We start from the raw sequence: 15,234 nt of genomic DNA, 5'->3' as shown, positions 1-15,234 counted from the left end.
ACCCTATTATGCTGACAAAACGCCTGAATTGCAGCCTAAAATCACATAATTGTATGGGTACAAAAAAATGATCAGTCAATGGGTACTTCTTGGCCCCGCCGCGCTTTACATGATGTCGATGACACTGACACCCGGCCCTAATAATCTGATGCTGACCGCCTCGGGGGCTAACTTTGGCTTTCGGCGCACCCTACCGCACCTGCTCGGTATCGTGGGTGGCTGTTTTTTGCTGTTTGCCGGTATCGCCATGGGCCTGGGCGTTCTGTTCGAGAAGCATCCCAGCCTTCAACTGGCACTGCGCTGGGCAGGCAGCGCCTATCTGCTTTACTTGGCCTGGAAAATTGCCACCGCACCACCACCCGACCTGAACACTGACGTGACTCGCCGCCCGCTGACCTTCTGGCAGGCCGCGCTGTTTCAGTTTGCCAACCCCAAGGCATGGGTGATGGGGCTGGCGCTGATCGCAGGCTTTCTTCCTCCCGACGGAAATGCCTGGTTCAATGCGCTGCTGCTGGTCGGATTTGCCGAGCTGGTTGCCCTGCCCTGCTGTGCGTTATGGGCTGCCTTTGGCAGCGTCATCGGTCAGAAAATTCGTACTGACCGCGCCTGGCGACGTTTCAACATCACCATGGGCGCACTGACGGCAGCCTGTGTATGGATGATTCTGAGCTGATACTTCTGGGTTCAGCGGCTCTCTTTTACCGTCTTAACACTTGATCCATCCGCTTGAGCGCTTCTTCAAGCTGCGTCGCCGTGGTGCCAAAATTCAGCCGCACAAAGCCTGGTTGGCCAAAATCGGCGCCGTTGGAAAGCGCGACACCGGCTTTCTTGAGCAAGGTTTCGTGGGGGGCATCACCCAAACCTGCCTGACGCATATCCAGCCAGGCAAGATAGGTGGATTGCGGCGCATGAAACTGCACACCCGGCCAGTTCTCCACGTATTCGCTGATGGTCTGGCGGTGACCGCGCAGCACGTCCAGCAGCGCCTGGCGCCAGGGATCACCGTCCCGGTAGGCCGCCTCCGCCGCCGCCAGCCCCATCACATTGCCATCCGGCAGCAAACCTTTGATGGATTTGGCAAAACGCTCGCGCAGGGCGGGGTTAGGAGTCACCGCACAGGCAGCGGTTAATCCGGCCAGATTGAATGTCTTTGACGGTGCCCAAAGCGTGATGGTGCGATGCGCGAGTTCCGGGAAGGCGGCCGCCAATGGCTGGTGCAGGGCGCCTTCGTCAAGCAGTAAATCGCAGTGCAGCTCATCGGAAACCACATATAAATCATGGTGTTCCACCAACACCGCCAATCCTGCGAGTTCGTCGTGACGCCAGACTCGACCGGTCGGGTTATGCGGCTGACACCACAGCAGTAGACGCGTTTTTGGTGTAATAGCGGCTTCCAGCGCTATAAGGTCAAGCTGCCAATCATCACCCTCATCACTTGGCGGCGCCATGGCGGCTTGCTGTGCTACCCTGCCGGTACGCTCGGCCACCGCCAGAAAGGGGGGATAGATCGGTGTAATCGTCAACACGCCGTCACCGGGCTCCGTCAGAGCCAGACTCGCCAGATGCAACGCTGGCACGACGCCAGGCAGCCATTGCTGCCATTCCGGCTGAATCTGCCAGCCGTAATGGGTGGCACTCCAGGCACATAACGCGTCTTTCAGGCTATCCGGCACTAGCCCGTAGCCGTAGACACCATGGTCAACACGCTGTCTGAGCGCCTCCACCACAACGGGCGGGGCGGCAAAATCCATATCGGCCACCCAGAGCGGCAATACATCTTCGCCATAGCGGTGCCATTTTTGGGAACGCCAGCCACCGGCAGGGTGGCGTCGCTCGACGGGCGTGGCAAAATCGAACATCATCGTCTGTCCTTGTCGTTCAAAAACGCGTTTATTAAAGAGAGCCTTTATCAGCATGCCGCAAGATAATGACCAACAACAGAGTACATCGGCAAGTCACGCTCCCCAGCGCGATTTTTATGCGCTGGTACGCAGCGGAATGCCGGCGTTACTCCGCCAGTGGCTGTCACTCGGCCAGGCCGACCATGACCGCCTCGCCCTGATACTCGCGGAAACCGCACGCGTGGCAAAACTGGGCGCACCCGACAAAACCCCTGACGGCAACACGTTCGAAGCCTGGTGCCAGGCGTCGAGTGGCGAGAACATTCCCCTCTGGGCGCCACGTACTGCGGTATTCCTGCTCAACCAGATGCCCGCCAGGCCAACCCCTGACAGTGAAGCAGAGGCCTGTGCCTGGGCCTATTGCTGGTTGCGCAACCGTACGTTTGAAAGTGCCGACGATGCTTTCAAGGCCCTGCCTGCTCATCTGCAGGCCCCATTGGAAATACCGCTTCAGGCCGCCTGGCAGGATCAGCAAGGGCTGCGTCTGGTGTGAACAAGGGCTACGCCTGGCGTGAACAAAATAGCTATTAACGCTTGCGCCGCCGGGCTTTGGGTTTGAAACCAACAGGCTTACTGGCCAGCCATTCAACAAACGTATGAATGTCGGCATCGTGACGTAAAGCGTCAATGCTATTCAAACAGTCCGCCAGTTCGCGCTCACTGTAAAGTCGGTGAATATGCTTGTGGCATGGCCGACACAGCCAAGCGATGGCCGTCAAGCGCTCTTCCCGGGAATAACGTTTGCGGTAACGGGGCTTGTTGTGCAGCGCACGCGGTATCAAGTGATGTTTGGTTAATGCTTCCGTTCGCCCACATAGCTCACAACCTTCCGGGGCTGGCGGCGGCGCAAAAGGAAGAGAAGAAGGCATATGACGTGTCCTCATCGACATGATGGCCAACAACACCTGGCGGCAATATCATTTTAATGTACCAAGGATAAACGATGGCAGACGTTCCTCTGATCTGGCAACTTGGCAAACTGTTGATATCGATCGGGTTAGTTCTCGGGCTTGGCATGGTGGCGGTACGTGCCAGCCCTCGCGTGGCGGGATTATTGGCAGGGTATCCGCTAGGTACCGCTCTGGCACTGTTTTTTATCGGCCTGGAGATCTCGCCCGCTTTTGCCACACAGAGTGCTGTTCATACCCTGGCAGGGTTCACCGCTACGCTGGCCCTGGGCGGTGGCTATCTCGTCTGTGGTCGTCAGGATGGCATAAAAGGCGTTGCGATGGGCTGCCTGGGCGGTTTGAGTGCCTGGATTGTCGTCGGTTGGCTGCTATCGCATATTGCCTTCACGCGCGTGAGTGGAACACTGGTCACCTTAGTGGCCATTGGTGTGTTTACCTGGTTATATCGTCGTGTTCCAGAAACTCGCGTTAACGCCAGCGACACGCTGTCATGGTCAGCTCTGGGCATTCGTGCTGGGCTTGCAACCTTGATGATTTTTGTGATTACGGCCATGGCTCACTGGGTGCCCGCTGCCTGGGCTGGCACACTGGCCGCCTTTCCGGTCACCATGCTGCCTTTTCTGATGATTCTGCATGGCAGTTATGGCGCCGCACCGGCAGCGACAGTGATCAAGCACTATCCAATGGGGCTTGGTGCGTTACTCAGCTATACCCTATGTGTATCTCTGACCTATACCGCCTGGGGTCTGGTCGCTGGCACCTTGGCGGGGTTTACTGTCGCTACTTTGTGGCTATTGGGCTGGATGCGCTGGCAACAGTGGTGGCAGGCACGACGTTCTGCGACTTGACCAAGCGTTTGCTTGGGTGAATGATTAATCAGGCTTAACAGAACGTTTGCCATTATGAACCCACCACAGGACACCATCATGTTTACACGAACGATTGAACCGGCTTTTTACGATACCGACGCCCTGGGACACATCAACAATACCCGTTTACCGGCCTGGTTCGAGCTCGCGCGCAACGATATTTTCAAACTTTTCACGCCGGACCTGTCTCCCCAGAAGTGGCGTTTGATCATGGCCCGTATGGAAGTTGATTATCGCGCTGAACTCTTCTATGGCCACGATATCGAAATTCGTACTTATCTGACCCGTCTGGGCAATAGCTCCTTTACCGTCACCCAGGAAGCACGCCAACTTGGGAAACTCGCTAACCTAGGTCATACAGTATTGCTACAATATGACCATCAGGCCAAAAAAGCCGTCCCGATCGAAGGCCAACTCCGTCAGGCACTGGAAGCTCACCTTCAGGATGCGCCGGAATAAGCATTTCTATCATCGGACGCCAACCGAGAGCCGCCTTATGGCAATCCGCTACAATCTGTGGATAGATCCCGATAACAAGGCACAGCATAACGCTGTTGAAGCTGACCTTGAGCACTATTTTATTGAGCGCTTTGCGGATTATCCTCATATCCGCTTGTCCGGCGCGGACCCGTACGATTACGATGCGCCGTTCAACCGTTTATACGAAGCCCTGATCGCTCGCGGCGCGGAATACTGCGAGCGTACCTGGTGTTATGTCCCTACTCCGGAGCAACTGAACCGGTGCTTTTTCCGAGCCGTAGGCAAATCCAACAAATTTGTTCAGGACGATCGCTGACCGTCCATTCAGGAGCATAAAAACACTGCCATGATCATTCGCACCGATCATGCTCCCAGTGAGCATGAACTTGAGATTATTGCCCAACAGCTTGGCCGCGCCCCACGCGGAATTGAGGCGGTTGCAGCCACGGATGGCAAAGGTACGCCACTTGTTTTACGCATGGCGCCCATTGTCGACGGCAAACCTTTTCCTACCCTGTATTGGCTCTGCTCAGAACGCCTTAAAGTCGCTATATCACATCTTGAGGCAGCGGGGGCCATCAAACTGCTAGAGCAGGATCTTCAGGCGGATGCTGACTTCCTGGCAGCCTATCATCAGAGTCATCGCGACTATGTCGCTGAGCGCTGGCAACATATGACAGAGGATCAAAAAGCCGATGTGGCGCAACGTGGCTACGAGTCGGTGCTAACGGAACGCGGCGTCGGTGGCATTACCAACTGGGATCAGGTGCGCTGCCTGCACACACAATATGCCCACCACCTGGGTCGCTATAATGTGATTGGCCAATGGATGGATACCACGCACCAGATTGATCGTTGCCTTGACTAGCGACGGTGAGAGAAGGAAAAGACATGTCACGAATCTGTGTTTATCTCGGTTCAAGAGCAGGCAGCAGCCCTGTCTTTCAGGAGGCCGCTACACAGCTAGGTAACCAGCTCGCTGAACGCGGGCATACGTTGGTTTACGGAGGAGCCAGAATTGGCTTGATGGGAGAATTGGCCAATGCCACGCTGAATGCCGGTGGCAAAGCCATCGGCGTAATGCCGGATCATCTGGTGGAGCGGGAACAGGCACACTACGGTTTGACGGAGCTGATTCGTGTTCGTGATATGCACGAACGCAAGGCAACCATGGCTTCCCAGGCTGACGGTTTTATCGCCTTGCCCGGCGGCATCGGGACGCTTGAGGAGCTGTTCGAGATATGGACCTGGGGTTACCTTGGTCTGCACGACAAGCCTATCGGCTTACTCAATATCAATGACTTCTATACGCCGCTACTGAGTTTTCTCGACAATACCGTTGATCAGGGTTTTCTGGGGACGACAACACGCGAGATGCTGCTTGACGCTGAAACACCGCTCACCCTGCTGGAAGCCATCGAAGCGCAGCTTTAAACCGGCAGGAGCACTATGAAGCGCGCCCTTGAACAAGGGCGCGAGTACGCTCATACGTCAATTGCAATAACCGCGCATCGTCACCGGCACGATGGCGTTGAATGCCTTGATTCGCAATGATCGCTTCCTTGGTGTCACTCCATAAGGCGAGCTGTTCTTCACTAAGCAGAATGCGCAGGGCCTCCAGCCGGAAGCCCGGTATGATGCCCGCGTGATGAAACAATAGTGACAGCCAAGTGTTATCGTAACCCCAGCTGTCACTGTAAGCTTTACCCAGCGCGCTCAACTCATCATTGATCCATAGCGCCACCTGGCGCACCGGGTACCCTTCACGCTGCAACCGCTGACGTGAAATCCCATGCAGTAATTCCGCTTTGGGATCCCAATGCGTCCATTCCTCCAGAGGCTGAATAAGGAATGCGCAGCTGCTTCCGTCGGTGCGGGCAATCCCCACCTCGATCGGGTAGCTACCGCGCCCGAACCCGGACGCTTCTATATCCAATAATGTCGGTAGCGTCTCGGACACGGACTTCCCCATCTACACACAACAACAGTGACATAACGCCAACAATCCGGCGGAGGTTTACGGTCAACTAGCCATGCTAATGACCAGGATATCTGTCAGGATACCTGATGGTTTGCACACTGATCCGCCAGGTTTTGCCAGAATGCCGATTGTTCAGCATCCACAGCTAACCCTAGCTGACCCTGACGGTATGCATGAGCAAGACGCTCTGCCGCCAGAAAGTGCCCCGCTTCTGCCGCTCTGGCGTACCAGGTCACTGCATACTCATCACGGCGCGGATACTGCGCACAGCCGTGTTCATAAATTTGTGCGACCTGATATTGCGCTTTAATATCACCGGCATGGGCGGCCTCCACCACGTAACGAGCGCCACGTGCTTTATCCTGCGGCGACGAGCTACGGTGAAACAGCATATGTCCATAAACAGATAACGCATCCGGGTGCCCCGCTTCGGCACAACGCTTCATCAAGCGCAGCGTCAGACGCTGGGTGCGCGGCGAATGTGGCAGTAACCAGCGAGTATGAAACAGCCGGTCAGCAACTCGGTATTCAAGCCGAGTAAACAAAGATGATGCCTGTGGCATGGCAGACCACCTTGCCTGTTGAGTTAACCTCGGAAAGGATGCCAATCAATCGACCAACGGGCAACCTGACCACGCGAAAAACCAGCCAATGCCGGTGTGCCAGCAAATGGGCTGGCAAGCATACGCCTGCCAGCGCAAGGACTCAACCCCAGGAATTTGCTGCCTTGCCAGCGCCTCGTTAACATGCCAATAGAAAGTGTCGGAAACTATCTGAAACGCCAGCAGAATAAGCGTAATGCCACGCGACTGAGCAAGGCAAGTTTCCTTTTCCACGTAATGATTTTGGCCCCATATTTGTTCCACTGTTCGTTAGGAGAAAACAATGCAGACACGCCCCCTTGGTAAAACCGGCATGGAGGTTAGCCGTTTATGCTTAGGTACAATGACCTTCGGTGAACAGAACACGGAAGCTGAAGCTCACGAACAACTGGATCGCGCTGTCGCTTTCGGTATTAACTTCATTGATACTGCTGAAATGTACCCAGTACCTCCCCAGGCAAACACTCAAGGGCTGACTGAGCGTTACATCGGCAGTTGGCTTAAACAGCGCAGCACCCGCGATGATGTCATTATTGCCAGTAAAGTGACCGGACCAGGGCTTGATCATATTCGCGGCGGCCCACGTCTGACACGCAAGCATATCCATCAGGCCATTGATGCTAGCCTGGAACGTCTGAATACCGACTATATCGATCTTTATCAACTTCACTGGCCTGAACGCAAAACCAATTTCTTCGGTAAGCTGGGCTACACCCATCACGAAGACGAAAACGCTACCCCGCTGGAAGAAACCTTGAGCGCGCTTAAAGAGCTGGTAGACGCCGGCAAGATACGCGCTATTGGTCTCTCCAACGACACGCCGTGGGGCGTCATGAAGTCTCTCGAGCTGGCTGACCGACTCGATCTCCCAAGAGTTGCCTCTGTGCAAAACCCCTATAACCTGCTCAACCGTACCTTTGAAGTCGGGCTGGCGGAAATCGCACACCGTGAAGACGTTGGGCTGCTGGCTTATTCACCGCTTGGGTTTGGCGTACTGTCGGGTAAATACTTACATGGTGCTCGACCACCGAAGGGGCGCCTGACACTCTTCGAGCGTTTCAGCCGCTATACGTCATCAGAAGCTGAAACTGCTACCCAGGCCTATGTCGAACTTGCCCAGCAACATGGGTTAGACCCAGCGCAGATGGCACTGGCATTCGTCAATACACGAAGCTTTCTGACCAGCAATATAATCGGCGCAACCACAATGGAGCAACTGGAAAGTAACCTGGCAAGTGAAAGCTTGAAACTTGATGATGAGGTGTTGGACGCCATCGACCGTATTCACCATCAAATGCCCAATCCCTGCCCCTGATAGACCAGACTATCAACCTGATAGCCTCGGCTTGACGTCGGGGCTTGATATACTCGCATGGACTGTCCAACCGATAACTCCCCCTCGGACTCCATCCCAGACACAGGAACACGTCATGCTCAGTGTAATATCACCGGCCAAAACCCTCGATTTTGAAACACCAGCAACCACAGACCAGGTAACTCAGCCCAGTTTTCTAGAGCACAGCCAGGCACTGATTGATATTCTTCGCGATTACTCTCCTCAACAACTTAGCGAGCTCATGGGCATCAGCGACAAACTTGCTGGCTTGAATGCAGCGCGCTTTTCCCAGTGGCAACCTCCCTTTGATCTGGAGAATGCCAAGCCAGCAGCGCAGGCGTTTCAGGGAGATGTCTACACAGGGCTTGAGGCTAATACGTTCAACGAGCAGGAAAATGCGTTTGCTCAACAACACCTGCGAATACTGTCAGGTCTTTATGGTTTGCTAAAACCCTTGGATCTGATTCAGCCCTACCGTCTGGAAATGGGCACCAAGCTGCCAAACCCGGCAGGCAAGGATCTTTACACCTATTGGAAACCCACGCTAACCGCTGCGTTAAACAACGCCATCGCGGAAAGCGGCTCTCAGGTGCTGGTGAATCTTGCGTCCAATGAGTATTTCAAGGCTATTGATGCTAAATCGCTGGATGCTCAAATCATTACACCCGTTTTCAAGGATGAGAAAAACGGCAAGATCAAAATTATCAGCTTTTATGCAAAAAAAGCACGTGGCCTGATGAGCGCCTGGATCATTCGCGAAAAACTGAATACACCGGATGAATTAAAGGCGTTTGATGTGGCAGGCTACCGGTTTGACGCGGCCTCTTCGGAGGGGAATACGTTCGTTTTCATCCGTCGTGAGGCCGATCGTCCCAGCTAATCGACAGTCTTATAAGGGGGCACGTCGCAACATATTAATTGAATGGTACAGGGCGTGCTGAACGTGGTTTTAAAAACTGCTGATGTGCCTGCCTGAACTCAGCGGTATCGCAACGATACAGCCACTCATAGGCCACCATATCAGCCGTGACGGCTTCTGCACCGTTAGCACAAGCCCGCTGCCTGGCCAGTTTAGCTTCTTTGCGACGACGACTGGCCGTTGCTTCCGTCAACCAGAACACTTCATAGCCTGCGTCCAGCAGCCCTAACGCCGTCTGCATGACACAGATGTGAGCTTCGGTACCGCAAAGCACAATCTGCGTTTTGCCTGATTCGGCTAAAGCCTGATGGAAATCAGCCTCTTCCATCACGCTGAAATGCACTTTTTGCCAGACCTGATACTCGCCAAGACGTTCCAGTAAAGAGGGGGCGCTGCCACCCAGTTTTTCGGGATTCTGCTCGGTCAACCACACAGGTATTTTCAGAAGGTTAGCCAATCCTCCCAGCCAACTGGCTTCTTCAACCGCCTGAAAGCCTCCCTTGATGACCGGTAACAGACCTGCCTGAAAGTCGACCATCAACAACAGACTTTTTTCTCGTTGTATGCGCATGCACTCACCTTAGGTGGTCATATTAAGTCAATGATCAGCATAAGCGGTGATGATTTTTGACTCCACCCCAAAAACAAAAAACCCAGCCGGATGGCTGGGTTTTTTGCGGTATAAGTGCCTGACGATGACCTACTCTCGCATGGGGAGACCCCACACTACCATCGGCGCTAAGCGGTTTCACTGCTGAGTTCGGCAAGGGATCAGGTGGTTCCCGCTCGCTATGGTCGTCAGGCGTAACTGGTCTATATCAAGCTGATGCGCAGGCTATTGATGACCTGCGCTGTACGTGTTCTTAAATTGTCCGCGCTTTTACTTATGCACTGTGATCGTCTCTTGCGTATCCGGCTTTGCTCTTTCGAGCATCGTTATCACTGCGACCAGACCCCTTGGGTGTTATAGGGTCAAGCCTCACGGGCTATTAGTACACGTTAGCTCAACGCCTTGCAGCGCTTCCACACCGTGCCTATCAACCAGCTGGTCTCGCTGGGCCCTTCAGGAGGCTCTAGGCCTCAGGGATGTCTCATCTTGAAGGGGGCTTCCCGCTTAGATGCTTTCAGCGGTTATCCCGTCCGCACTTAGCTACCCGGCAATGCCACTGGCGTGACAACCGGAACACCAGAGGTGCGTCCACTCCGGTCCTCTCGTACTAGGAGCAGCCCTTCTCAAACATCCAACGCCCACGGCAGATAGGGACCGAACTGTCTCACGACGTTCTAAACCCAGCTCGCGTACCACTTTAAATGGCGAACAGCCATACCCTTGGGACCGACTTCAGCCCCAGGATGTGATGAGCCGACATCGAGGTGCCAAACACCGCCGTCGATGTGAACTCTTGGGCGGTATCAGCCTGTTATCCCCGGAGTACCTTTTATCCGTTGAGCGATGGCCCTTCCATACAGAACCACCGGATCACTAGAACCTGCTTTCGCACCTGCTCGACGTGTCTGTCTCGCAGTCAAGCACCCTTATGCTCTTGCACTCATTGCACGATGTCCGACCGTGCTGAGGGTACCTTCGTGCTCCTCCGTTACTCTTTGGGAGGAGACCGCCCCAGTCAAACTACCCACCACACACTGTCCTCGATCCGGATAACGGACCTGAGTGAGAACGCCAATGATGCCAGGCTGGTATTTCAAGGTTGGCTCCGCCCGAACTGGCGTCCGGGTTTCCAAGCCTCCCAGCTATCCTACACAGGCAACATCAGCGTCCAGTGTGAAGCTATAGTAAAGGTTCACGGGGTCTTTCCGTCTAGCCGCGGGTACACCGCATCTTCACGGCGATTTCAATTTCACTGAGTCTCGGGTGGAGACAGCGTGGCCATCATTACGCCATTCGTGCAGGTCGGAACTTACCCGACAAGGAATTTCGCTACCTTAGGACCGTTATAGTTACGGCCGCCGTTTACCGGGGCTTCGATCAAGAGCTTCTCCGAAGATAACACCATCACTTAACCTTCCGGCACCGGGCAGGCGTCACACCCTATACGTCCGCTTGCGCGTTAGCAGAGTGCTGTGTTTTTACTAAACAGTTGCAGCCACCTGGTATCTTCGACCGGTTCGGGCTAGGAGAGCAAGTCTCTTCACCCTACGCCGGCGTGCCTTCTCCCGAAGTTACGGCACCATTTTGCCTAGTTCCTTCACCCGAGTTCTCTCAAGCGCCTTGGGATTCTCTCCCTGACCACCTGTGTCGGTTTGGGGTACGGTCGCACATGATCTGAAGCTTAGAGGCTTTTCCTGGAAGCGTGGCATCAATGACTTCCTGACCGTGGTCAGTTCGTTTCGTGTCTCGGCCTTGAAGTCTCCCGGATTTACCTGGGACACAAGCCTACTCACTTTCACCAGGACAACCAACGCCTGGCTCACCTAGCCTTCTCCGTCCCCCCATCGCAATCATGTCCGGTACGGGAATATTGACCCGTTTCCCATCGACTACGCCTTTCGGCCTCGCCTTAGGGGCCGACTCACTCTGCTCCGATTAGCGTCGAACAGAAACCCTTGGTCTTCCGGCGAGGGCGTTTTTCACGCCCTTTATCGTTACTCATGTCAGCATTCGCACTCGTGATACCTCCAGCAGACTTCTCAATCCACCTTCATTGGCTTACACGACGCTCCTCTACCGCTCATCCAGAGGATGAACCCGTAGCTTCGGTACCTGATTTAGCCCCGTTACATCTTCCGCGCAGGCCGACTCGACTAGTGAGCTATTACGCTTTCTTTAAAGGATGGCTGCTTCTAAGCCAACCTCCTAGCTGTCTGAGCCTTCCCACATCGTTTCCCACTTAATCAGGATTTCGGGACCTTAGCTGACGGTCTGGGTTGTTTCCCTTTTCACAACGGACGTTAGCACCCGCTGTGTGTCTCCCACGCGTCACTCACCGGTATTCGGAGTTTGCCTCGGGTTGGTAAGTCGGGATGACCCCCTAGCCGAAACAGTGCTCTACCCCCGGTGGTGCTACATGAGGCGCTACCTAAATAGCTTTCGAGGAGAACCAGCTATCTCCGAGCTTGATTAGCCTTTCACTCCGATCCACAAGTCATCCAAATCTTTTTCAACAGATCCTGGTTCGGGCCTCCAATTGATGTTACTCAATCTTCACCCTGCTCATGGATAGATCGCTCGGTTTCGGGTCTATACCCTGCGACTGGTGCGCCCAGTTAAGACTCGCTTTCGCTACGGCTCCCCTATACGGTTAACCTCGCCACAGAATATAAGTCGCTGACCCATTATACAAAAGGTACGCCGTCACGGAACAAGTCCGCTCCGACTGCTTGTACGCACACGGTTTCAGGGTCTATTTCACTCCCCTCTCCGGGGTTCTTTTCGCCTTTCCCTCACGGTACTGGTTCACTATCGGTCAGCCAGGAGTATTTAGCCTTGGAGGATGGTCCCCCCGTCTTCAGTCAAGGTTTCTCGTGCCCCGACCTACTCGATTTCACATGATCAGATTTTCGACTACGGGGCTATCACCCGCTATGGCCGCGCTTCCCAGCGCATTCGCCTAATCAGTCACATGCTTAAGGGCTGGTCCCCGTTCGCTCGCCGCTACTAGGGGAATCTCGGTTGATTTCTTTTCCTCAGGGTACTTAGATGTTTCAGTTCCCCTGGTTCGCCTCCTGTCACCTATGGATTCAGTGCAGGATACTCATCTTGTGATGAGTGGGTTTCCCCATTCAGAAATGCCCGGGTCACAGGTTGTTTGCCACCTCGCCGAGCCTTATCGCAGGCTTCCACGTCTTTCATCGCCTCTGGCTGCCTAGGCATCCACCGTGTGCGCTTCATTGCTTGACCCTATAACCCGAAGGAGTCTGGGGTTCGCAATGACAACGATTGCCGGATACGCTTGAGACGTATCACATAACAATTTATTACGTACATGGTTCTTTCACGTTCGTGATCTACAACAGCGTCATAAAGACGGTGATGGATCGCGTTCTTAAAAGAACCTTATCAGCTTGATATATTGTTAAAGAGCGACTGTTCGATGAACAGTGATAAGACAACACATCTTGGATGCTTCGGCTTATCAATGGTCACAAAACAACAAACGGTGATTAATGCTACAAAAGATGGTGGAGCCAAGCGGGATCGAACCGCTGACCTCCTGCGTGCAAGGCAGGCGCTCTCCCAGCTGAGCTATGGCCCCATTTTACAGACTTACCGACGTAAATGGTGGGTCTGGGCAGACTTGAACTGCCGACCTCACCCTTCTCTTTATTCAACGTCAGAGGGTGCGCTCTAACCAACTGAGCTATCTGGCCATCAAGGCAAATGGTGGGTCTGGGCAGACTTGAACTGCCGACCTCACCCTTATCAGGGGTGCGCTCTAACCAACTGAGCTACAGACCCATTTGCATGGTAGCGCCTAGCCAATCGATCTAAAGACCCACTCACTGATGTCAATATCAGAGAAAGTAGTGCTTTTCCGTTTGCTCTATTACTTGATCAGGTAATTCATTGTGAGCGCTTACCGCGAGGAGGATGCATCGTTTAAGGAGGTGATCCAGCCGCAGGTTCCCCTACGGCTACCTTGTTACGACTTCACCCCAGTCATGAACCACACCGTGGTGATCGCCCTCTTGCGTTAGGCTAACCACTTCTGGTGCAGTCCACTCCCATGGTGTGACGGGCGGTGTGTACAAGGCCCGGGAACGTATTCACCGTGACATTCTGATTCACGATTACTAGCGATTCCGACTTCACGGAGTCGAGTTGCAGACTCCGATCCGGACTGAGACCGGCTTTAAGGGATTCGCTCACTCTCGCGAGTTGGCAACCCTTTGTACCGGCCATTGTAGCACGTGTGTAGCCCTACTCGTAAGGGCCATGATGACTTGACGTCGTCCCCACCTTCCTCCGGTTTGTCACCGGCAGTCTCCTTAGAGTTCCCACCTTTACGTGCTGGCAAATAAGGACAAGGGTTGCGCTCGTTACGGGACTTAACCCAACATTTCACAACACGAGCTGACGACAGCCATGCAGCACCTGTCTTACAGTTCCCGAAGGCACACCAGAATCTCTTCCGGCTTCTGTAGATGTCAAGAGTAGGTAAGGTTCTTCGCGTTGCATCGAATTAAACCACATGCTCCACCGCTTGTGCGGGCCCCCGTCAATTCATTTGAGTTTTAACCTTGCGGCCGTACTCCCCAGGCGGTCGACTTATCGCGTTAACTTCGCCACAAAGTGCGCTAGGCACCCAACGGCTGGTCGACATCGTTTACGGCGTGGACTACCAGGGTATCTAATCCTGTTTGCTACCCACGCTTTCGCACCTCAGTGTCAGTGTCAGTCCAGAAGGCCGCCTTCGCCACTGGTATTCCTCCCGATCTCTACGCATTTCACCGCTACACCGGGAATTCTACCTTCCTCTCCTGCACTCTAGCTTGACAGTTCCGGATGCCGTTCCCAGGTTGAGCCCGGGGCTTTCACAACCGGCTTATCAAGCCACCTACGCGCGCTTTACGCCCAGTAATTCCGATTAACGCTTGCACCCTCCGTATTACCGCGGCTGCTGGCACGGAGTTAGCCGGTGCTTCTTCTGCGAGTGATGTCTTTCCTGCCGGGTATTAACCGACAGGCGTTCTTCCTCGCTGAAAGTGCTTTACAACCCGAGGGCCTTCTTCACACACGCGGCATGGCTGGATCAGGGTTGCCCCCATTGTCCAATATTCCCCACTGCTGCCTCCCGTAGGAGTTCGGGCCGTGTCTCAGTCCCGATGTGGCTGATCATCCTCTCAGACCAGCTACGGATCGTCGCCTTGGTGAGCCATTACCTCACCAACCAGCTAATCCGGCATAGGCTCATCCGATAGCGGGAGCCAAAGCCCCCTTTCTCCCGTAGGACGTATGCGGTATTAGCCTGAGTTTCCCCAGGTTATCCCCCACTACCGGGTAGATTCCTATGCATTACTCACCCGTCCGCCGCTCGTCAGCATCTAGCAAGCTAGATCTGTTACCGCTCGACTTGCATGTGTTAGGCCTGCCGCCAGCGTTCAATCTGAGCCATGATCAAACTCTTCAGTTTAAAATCATTGTGATTCTTACTTGTCACTCTAAAGCAACAAAAGCGAATCAAACTTGGCTCAAGGTTCAAACGAATTCATTTCAATTTACATTGTCATGACCGCTTGCCTTGATATTTGGTGATTTATCACCCTCATCGGCAAGCGC

The 15,234-nt window shown here is 54.2% G+C and carries 15 protein-coding genes, 2 tRNA genes and 3 rRNA genes; 9 read left to right on the top strand and 11 right to left on the bottom strand.

Annotated features, from left to right (window positions below; all coding sequences use genetic code 11):
• The first annotated feature begins 67 nt into the window (after positions 1-67).
• Complete coding sequence (locus tag ACU6TU_RS01505; protein ID WP_447142843.1) at positions 68-673, top strand: LysE family translocator; 606 nt, start codon at positions 68-70, stop codon at positions 671-673.
• Positions 674-698: 25 nt separating this feature from the next.
• On the opposite strand, the gene ACU6TU_RS01500 is transcribed toward ACU6TU_RS01505, so the two are convergent.
• Positions 699-1,862, bottom strand: coding sequence for a MalY/PatB family protein (locus ACU6TU_RS01500; RefSeq protein WP_447142842.1), 1,164 nt, complete (start codon positions 1,860-1,862; stop codon positions 699-701).
• A 52-nt stretch (positions 1,863-1,914) separates the two neighbouring features.
• Between ACU6TU_RS01500 and ACU6TU_RS01495 the strand changes: the two genes are divergently transcribed.
• Positions 1,915-2,394 (top strand): hypothetical protein, encoded by a 480-nt coding sequence (locus tag ACU6TU_RS01495; RefSeq protein WP_447142841.1) that lies wholly within the window; start codon positions 1,915-1,917, stop codon positions 2,392-2,394.
• A gap of 34 nt (positions 2,395-2,428) precedes the next feature.
• Here ACU6TU_RS01495 and ACU6TU_RS01490 read toward each other — a convergent pair whose 3' ends face one another.
• Positions 2,429-2,770, bottom strand: coding sequence for a hypothetical protein (locus ACU6TU_RS01490; protein WP_447142840.1), 342 nt, complete (start codon positions 2,768-2,770; stop codon positions 2,429-2,431).
• 74 nt (positions 2,771-2,844) lie between these two features.
• Here ACU6TU_RS01490 and ACU6TU_RS01485 point away from each other — a divergent pair, with 74 nt between their 5' ends.
• The 5 genes from ACU6TU_RS01485 to ACU6TU_RS01465 all read left to right on the top strand — a co-directional run bounded on the left by ACU6TU_RS01485 (position 2,845) and on the right by ACU6TU_RS01465 (position 5,592).
• On the top strand, positions 2,845-3,657 hold the full coding sequence (locus ACU6TU_RS01485; RefSeq protein ID WP_447142839.1) for a hypothetical protein: 813 nt from the start codon (positions 2,845-2,847) through the stop codon (positions 3,655-3,657).
• A gap of 78 nt (positions 3,658-3,735) precedes the next feature.
• A complete protein-coding gene (locus tag ACU6TU_RS01480) occupies positions 3,736-4,137 on the top strand; it encodes an acyl-CoA thioesterase (RefSeq protein WP_447142838.1) in 402 nt (133 codons plus the stop codon).
• Positions 4,138-4,174: 37 nt separating this feature from the next.
• Entirely contained in the window at positions 4,175-4,474 is a 300-nt protein-coding gene (locus tag ACU6TU_RS01475; RefSeq protein WP_447142837.1) for a hypothetical protein, read from the top strand.
• Between the two features lie 30 nt (positions 4,475-4,504).
• A complete protein-coding gene (locus ACU6TU_RS01470) occupies positions 4,505-5,026 on the top strand; it encodes a DUF501 domain-containing protein (protein WP_447142836.1) in 522 nt (173 codons plus the stop codon).
• A 23-nt stretch (positions 5,027-5,049) separates the two neighbouring features.
• Positions 5,050-5,592: an LOG family protein gene (locus ACU6TU_RS01465; RefSeq protein WP_447142835.1), complete on the top strand. Its 543-nt coding sequence runs from the start codon at positions 5,050-5,052 to the stop codon at positions 5,590-5,592.
• 13 nt (positions 5,593-5,605) lie between these two features.
• On the opposite strand, the gene ACU6TU_RS01460 is transcribed toward ACU6TU_RS01465, so the two are convergent.
• The 3 genes from ACU6TU_RS01460 to ACU6TU_RS01450 all read right to left on the bottom strand — a co-directional run bounded on the left by ACU6TU_RS01460 (position 5,606) and on the right by ACU6TU_RS01450 (position 6,975).
• Positions 5,606-6,118 carry a hypothetical protein gene (locus tag ACU6TU_RS01460; RefSeq protein ID WP_447142834.1) on the bottom strand — a complete coding sequence of 171 codons (513 nt, stop codon included), beginning with the start codon at positions 6,116-6,118 and terminating at the stop codon, positions 5,606-5,608.
• A gap of 95 nt (positions 6,119-6,213) precedes the next feature.
• Entirely contained in the window at positions 6,214-6,702 is a 489-nt protein-coding gene (locus ACU6TU_RS01455) for a tetratricopeptide repeat protein (protein WP_447142833.1), read from the bottom strand.
• A gap of 45 nt (positions 6,703-6,747) precedes the next feature.
• A complete protein-coding gene (locus tag ACU6TU_RS01450; protein WP_447142832.1) occupies positions 6,748-6,975 on the bottom strand; it encodes a hypothetical protein in 228 nt (75 codons plus the stop codon).
• A gap of 49 nt (positions 6,976-7,024) precedes the next feature.
• Here ACU6TU_RS01450 and ACU6TU_RS01445 point away from each other — a divergent pair, with 49 nt between their 5' ends.
• Positions 7,025-8,056 carry an NADP(H)-dependent aldo-keto reductase gene (locus ACU6TU_RS01445; protein ID WP_447142831.1) on the top strand — a complete coding sequence of 344 codons (1,032 nt, stop codon included), beginning with the start codon at positions 7,025-7,027 and terminating at the stop codon, positions 8,054-8,056.
• 115 nt (positions 8,057-8,171) lie between these two features.
• Positions 8,172-8,957, top strand: a complete 786-nt coding sequence (yaaA, locus tag ACU6TU_RS01440) for a peroxide stress protein YaaA (RefSeq protein ID WP_447142830.1) — start codon at positions 8,172-8,174, stop codon at positions 8,955-8,957.
• A gap of 34 nt (positions 8,958-8,991) precedes the next feature.
• Here the strand turns inward: yaaA and ACU6TU_RS01435 are convergent, their stop codons facing one another.
• The 6 genes from ACU6TU_RS01435 to ACU6TU_RS01410 form a co-directional block, all read right to left on the bottom strand.
• On the bottom strand, positions 8,992-9,567 hold the full coding sequence (locus ACU6TU_RS01435; protein ID WP_447142829.1) for an isochorismatase family protein: 576 nt from the start codon (positions 9,565-9,567) through the stop codon (positions 8,992-8,994).
• Positions 9,568-9,683: 116 nt separating this feature from the next.
• A 5S ribosomal RNA gene (rrf, locus tag ACU6TU_RS01430) occupies positions 9,684-9,799 on the bottom strand.
• A gap of 165 nt (positions 9,800-9,964) precedes the next feature.
• A 23S ribosomal RNA gene (locus ACU6TU_RS01425) occupies positions 9,965-12,855 on the bottom strand.
• Positions 12,856-13,134: 279 nt separating this feature from the next.
• Positions 13,135-13,210, bottom strand: a tRNA-Ala gene (locus ACU6TU_RS01420).
• 126 nt (positions 13,211-13,336) lie between these two features.
• Positions 13,337-13,413: transfer RNA gene (locus ACU6TU_RS01415), tRNA-Ile, on the bottom strand.
• A 142-nt stretch (positions 13,414-13,555) separates the two neighbouring features.
• Positions 13,556-15,088, bottom strand: a 16S ribosomal RNA gene (locus tag ACU6TU_RS01410).
• The 16S, 23S and 5S rRNA genes sit together here with 2 tRNA genes alongside, the layout of an rRNA operon.
• Between the last annotated feature and the right edge of the window lie 146 nt (positions 15,089-15,234).

It is taken from the genome of Halomonas sp. LS-001 (genome assembly GCF_052983955.1).
Note: the sequence above shows the minus strand (reverse complement) of the source record. Positions and strands in the feature narration are given on the sequence as shown.

What these genes read in the sequence shown, in the direction of transcription:
- ACU6TU_RS01505 (WP_447142843.1), top strand. Translation starts at nt 68, where the DNA reads ATGATCAGTCAATGGGTACTTCTTGGCCCCGCCGCGCTTTACATGATG.
- ACU6TU_RS01500 (WP_447142842.1), bottom strand. Translation starts at nt 1,862, where the DNA reads ATGATGTTCGATTTTGCCACGCCCGTCGAGCGACGCCACCCTGCCGGT.
- ACU6TU_RS01495 (WP_447142841.1), top strand. Translation starts at nt 1,915, where the DNA reads ATGCCGCAAGATAATGACCAACAACAGAGTACATCGGCAAGTCACGCT.
- ACU6TU_RS01490 (WP_447142840.1), bottom strand. Translation starts at nt 2,770, where the DNA reads ATGCCTTCTTCTCTTCCTTTTGCGCCGCCGCCAGCCCCGGAAGGTTGT.
- ACU6TU_RS01485 (WP_447142839.1), top strand. Translation starts at nt 2,845, where the DNA reads ATGGCAGACGTTCCTCTGATCTGGCAACTTGGCAAACTGTTGATATCG.
- ACU6TU_RS01480 (WP_447142838.1), top strand. Translation starts at nt 3,736, where the DNA reads ATGTTTACACGAACGATTGAACCGGCTTTTTACGATACCGACGCCCTG.
- ACU6TU_RS01475 (WP_447142837.1), top strand. Translation starts at nt 4,175, where the DNA reads ATGGCAATCCGCTACAATCTGTGGATAGATCCCGATAACAAGGCACAG.
- ACU6TU_RS01470 (WP_447142836.1), top strand. Translation starts at nt 4,505, where the DNA reads ATGATCATTCGCACCGATCATGCTCCCAGTGAGCATGAACTTGAGATT.
- ACU6TU_RS01465 (WP_447142835.1), top strand. Translation starts at nt 5,050, where the DNA reads ATGTCACGAATCTGTGTTTATCTCGGTTCAAGAGCAGGCAGCAGCCCT.
- ACU6TU_RS01455 (WP_447142833.1), bottom strand. Translation starts at nt 6,702, where the DNA reads ATGCCACAGGCATCATCTTTGTTTACTCGGCTTGAATACCGAGTTGCT.
- ACU6TU_RS01445 (WP_447142831.1), top strand. Translation starts at nt 7,025, where the DNA reads ATGCAGACACGCCCCCTTGGTAAAACCGGCATGGAGGTTAGCCGTTTA.
- yaaA (WP_447142830.1), top strand. Translation starts at nt 8,172, where the DNA reads ATGCTCAGTGTAATATCACCGGCCAAAACCCTCGATTTTGAAACACCA.
- ACU6TU_RS01435 (WP_447142829.1), bottom strand. Translation starts at nt 9,567, where the DNA reads ATGCGCATACAACGAGAAAAAAGTCTGTTGTTGATGGTCGACTTTCAG.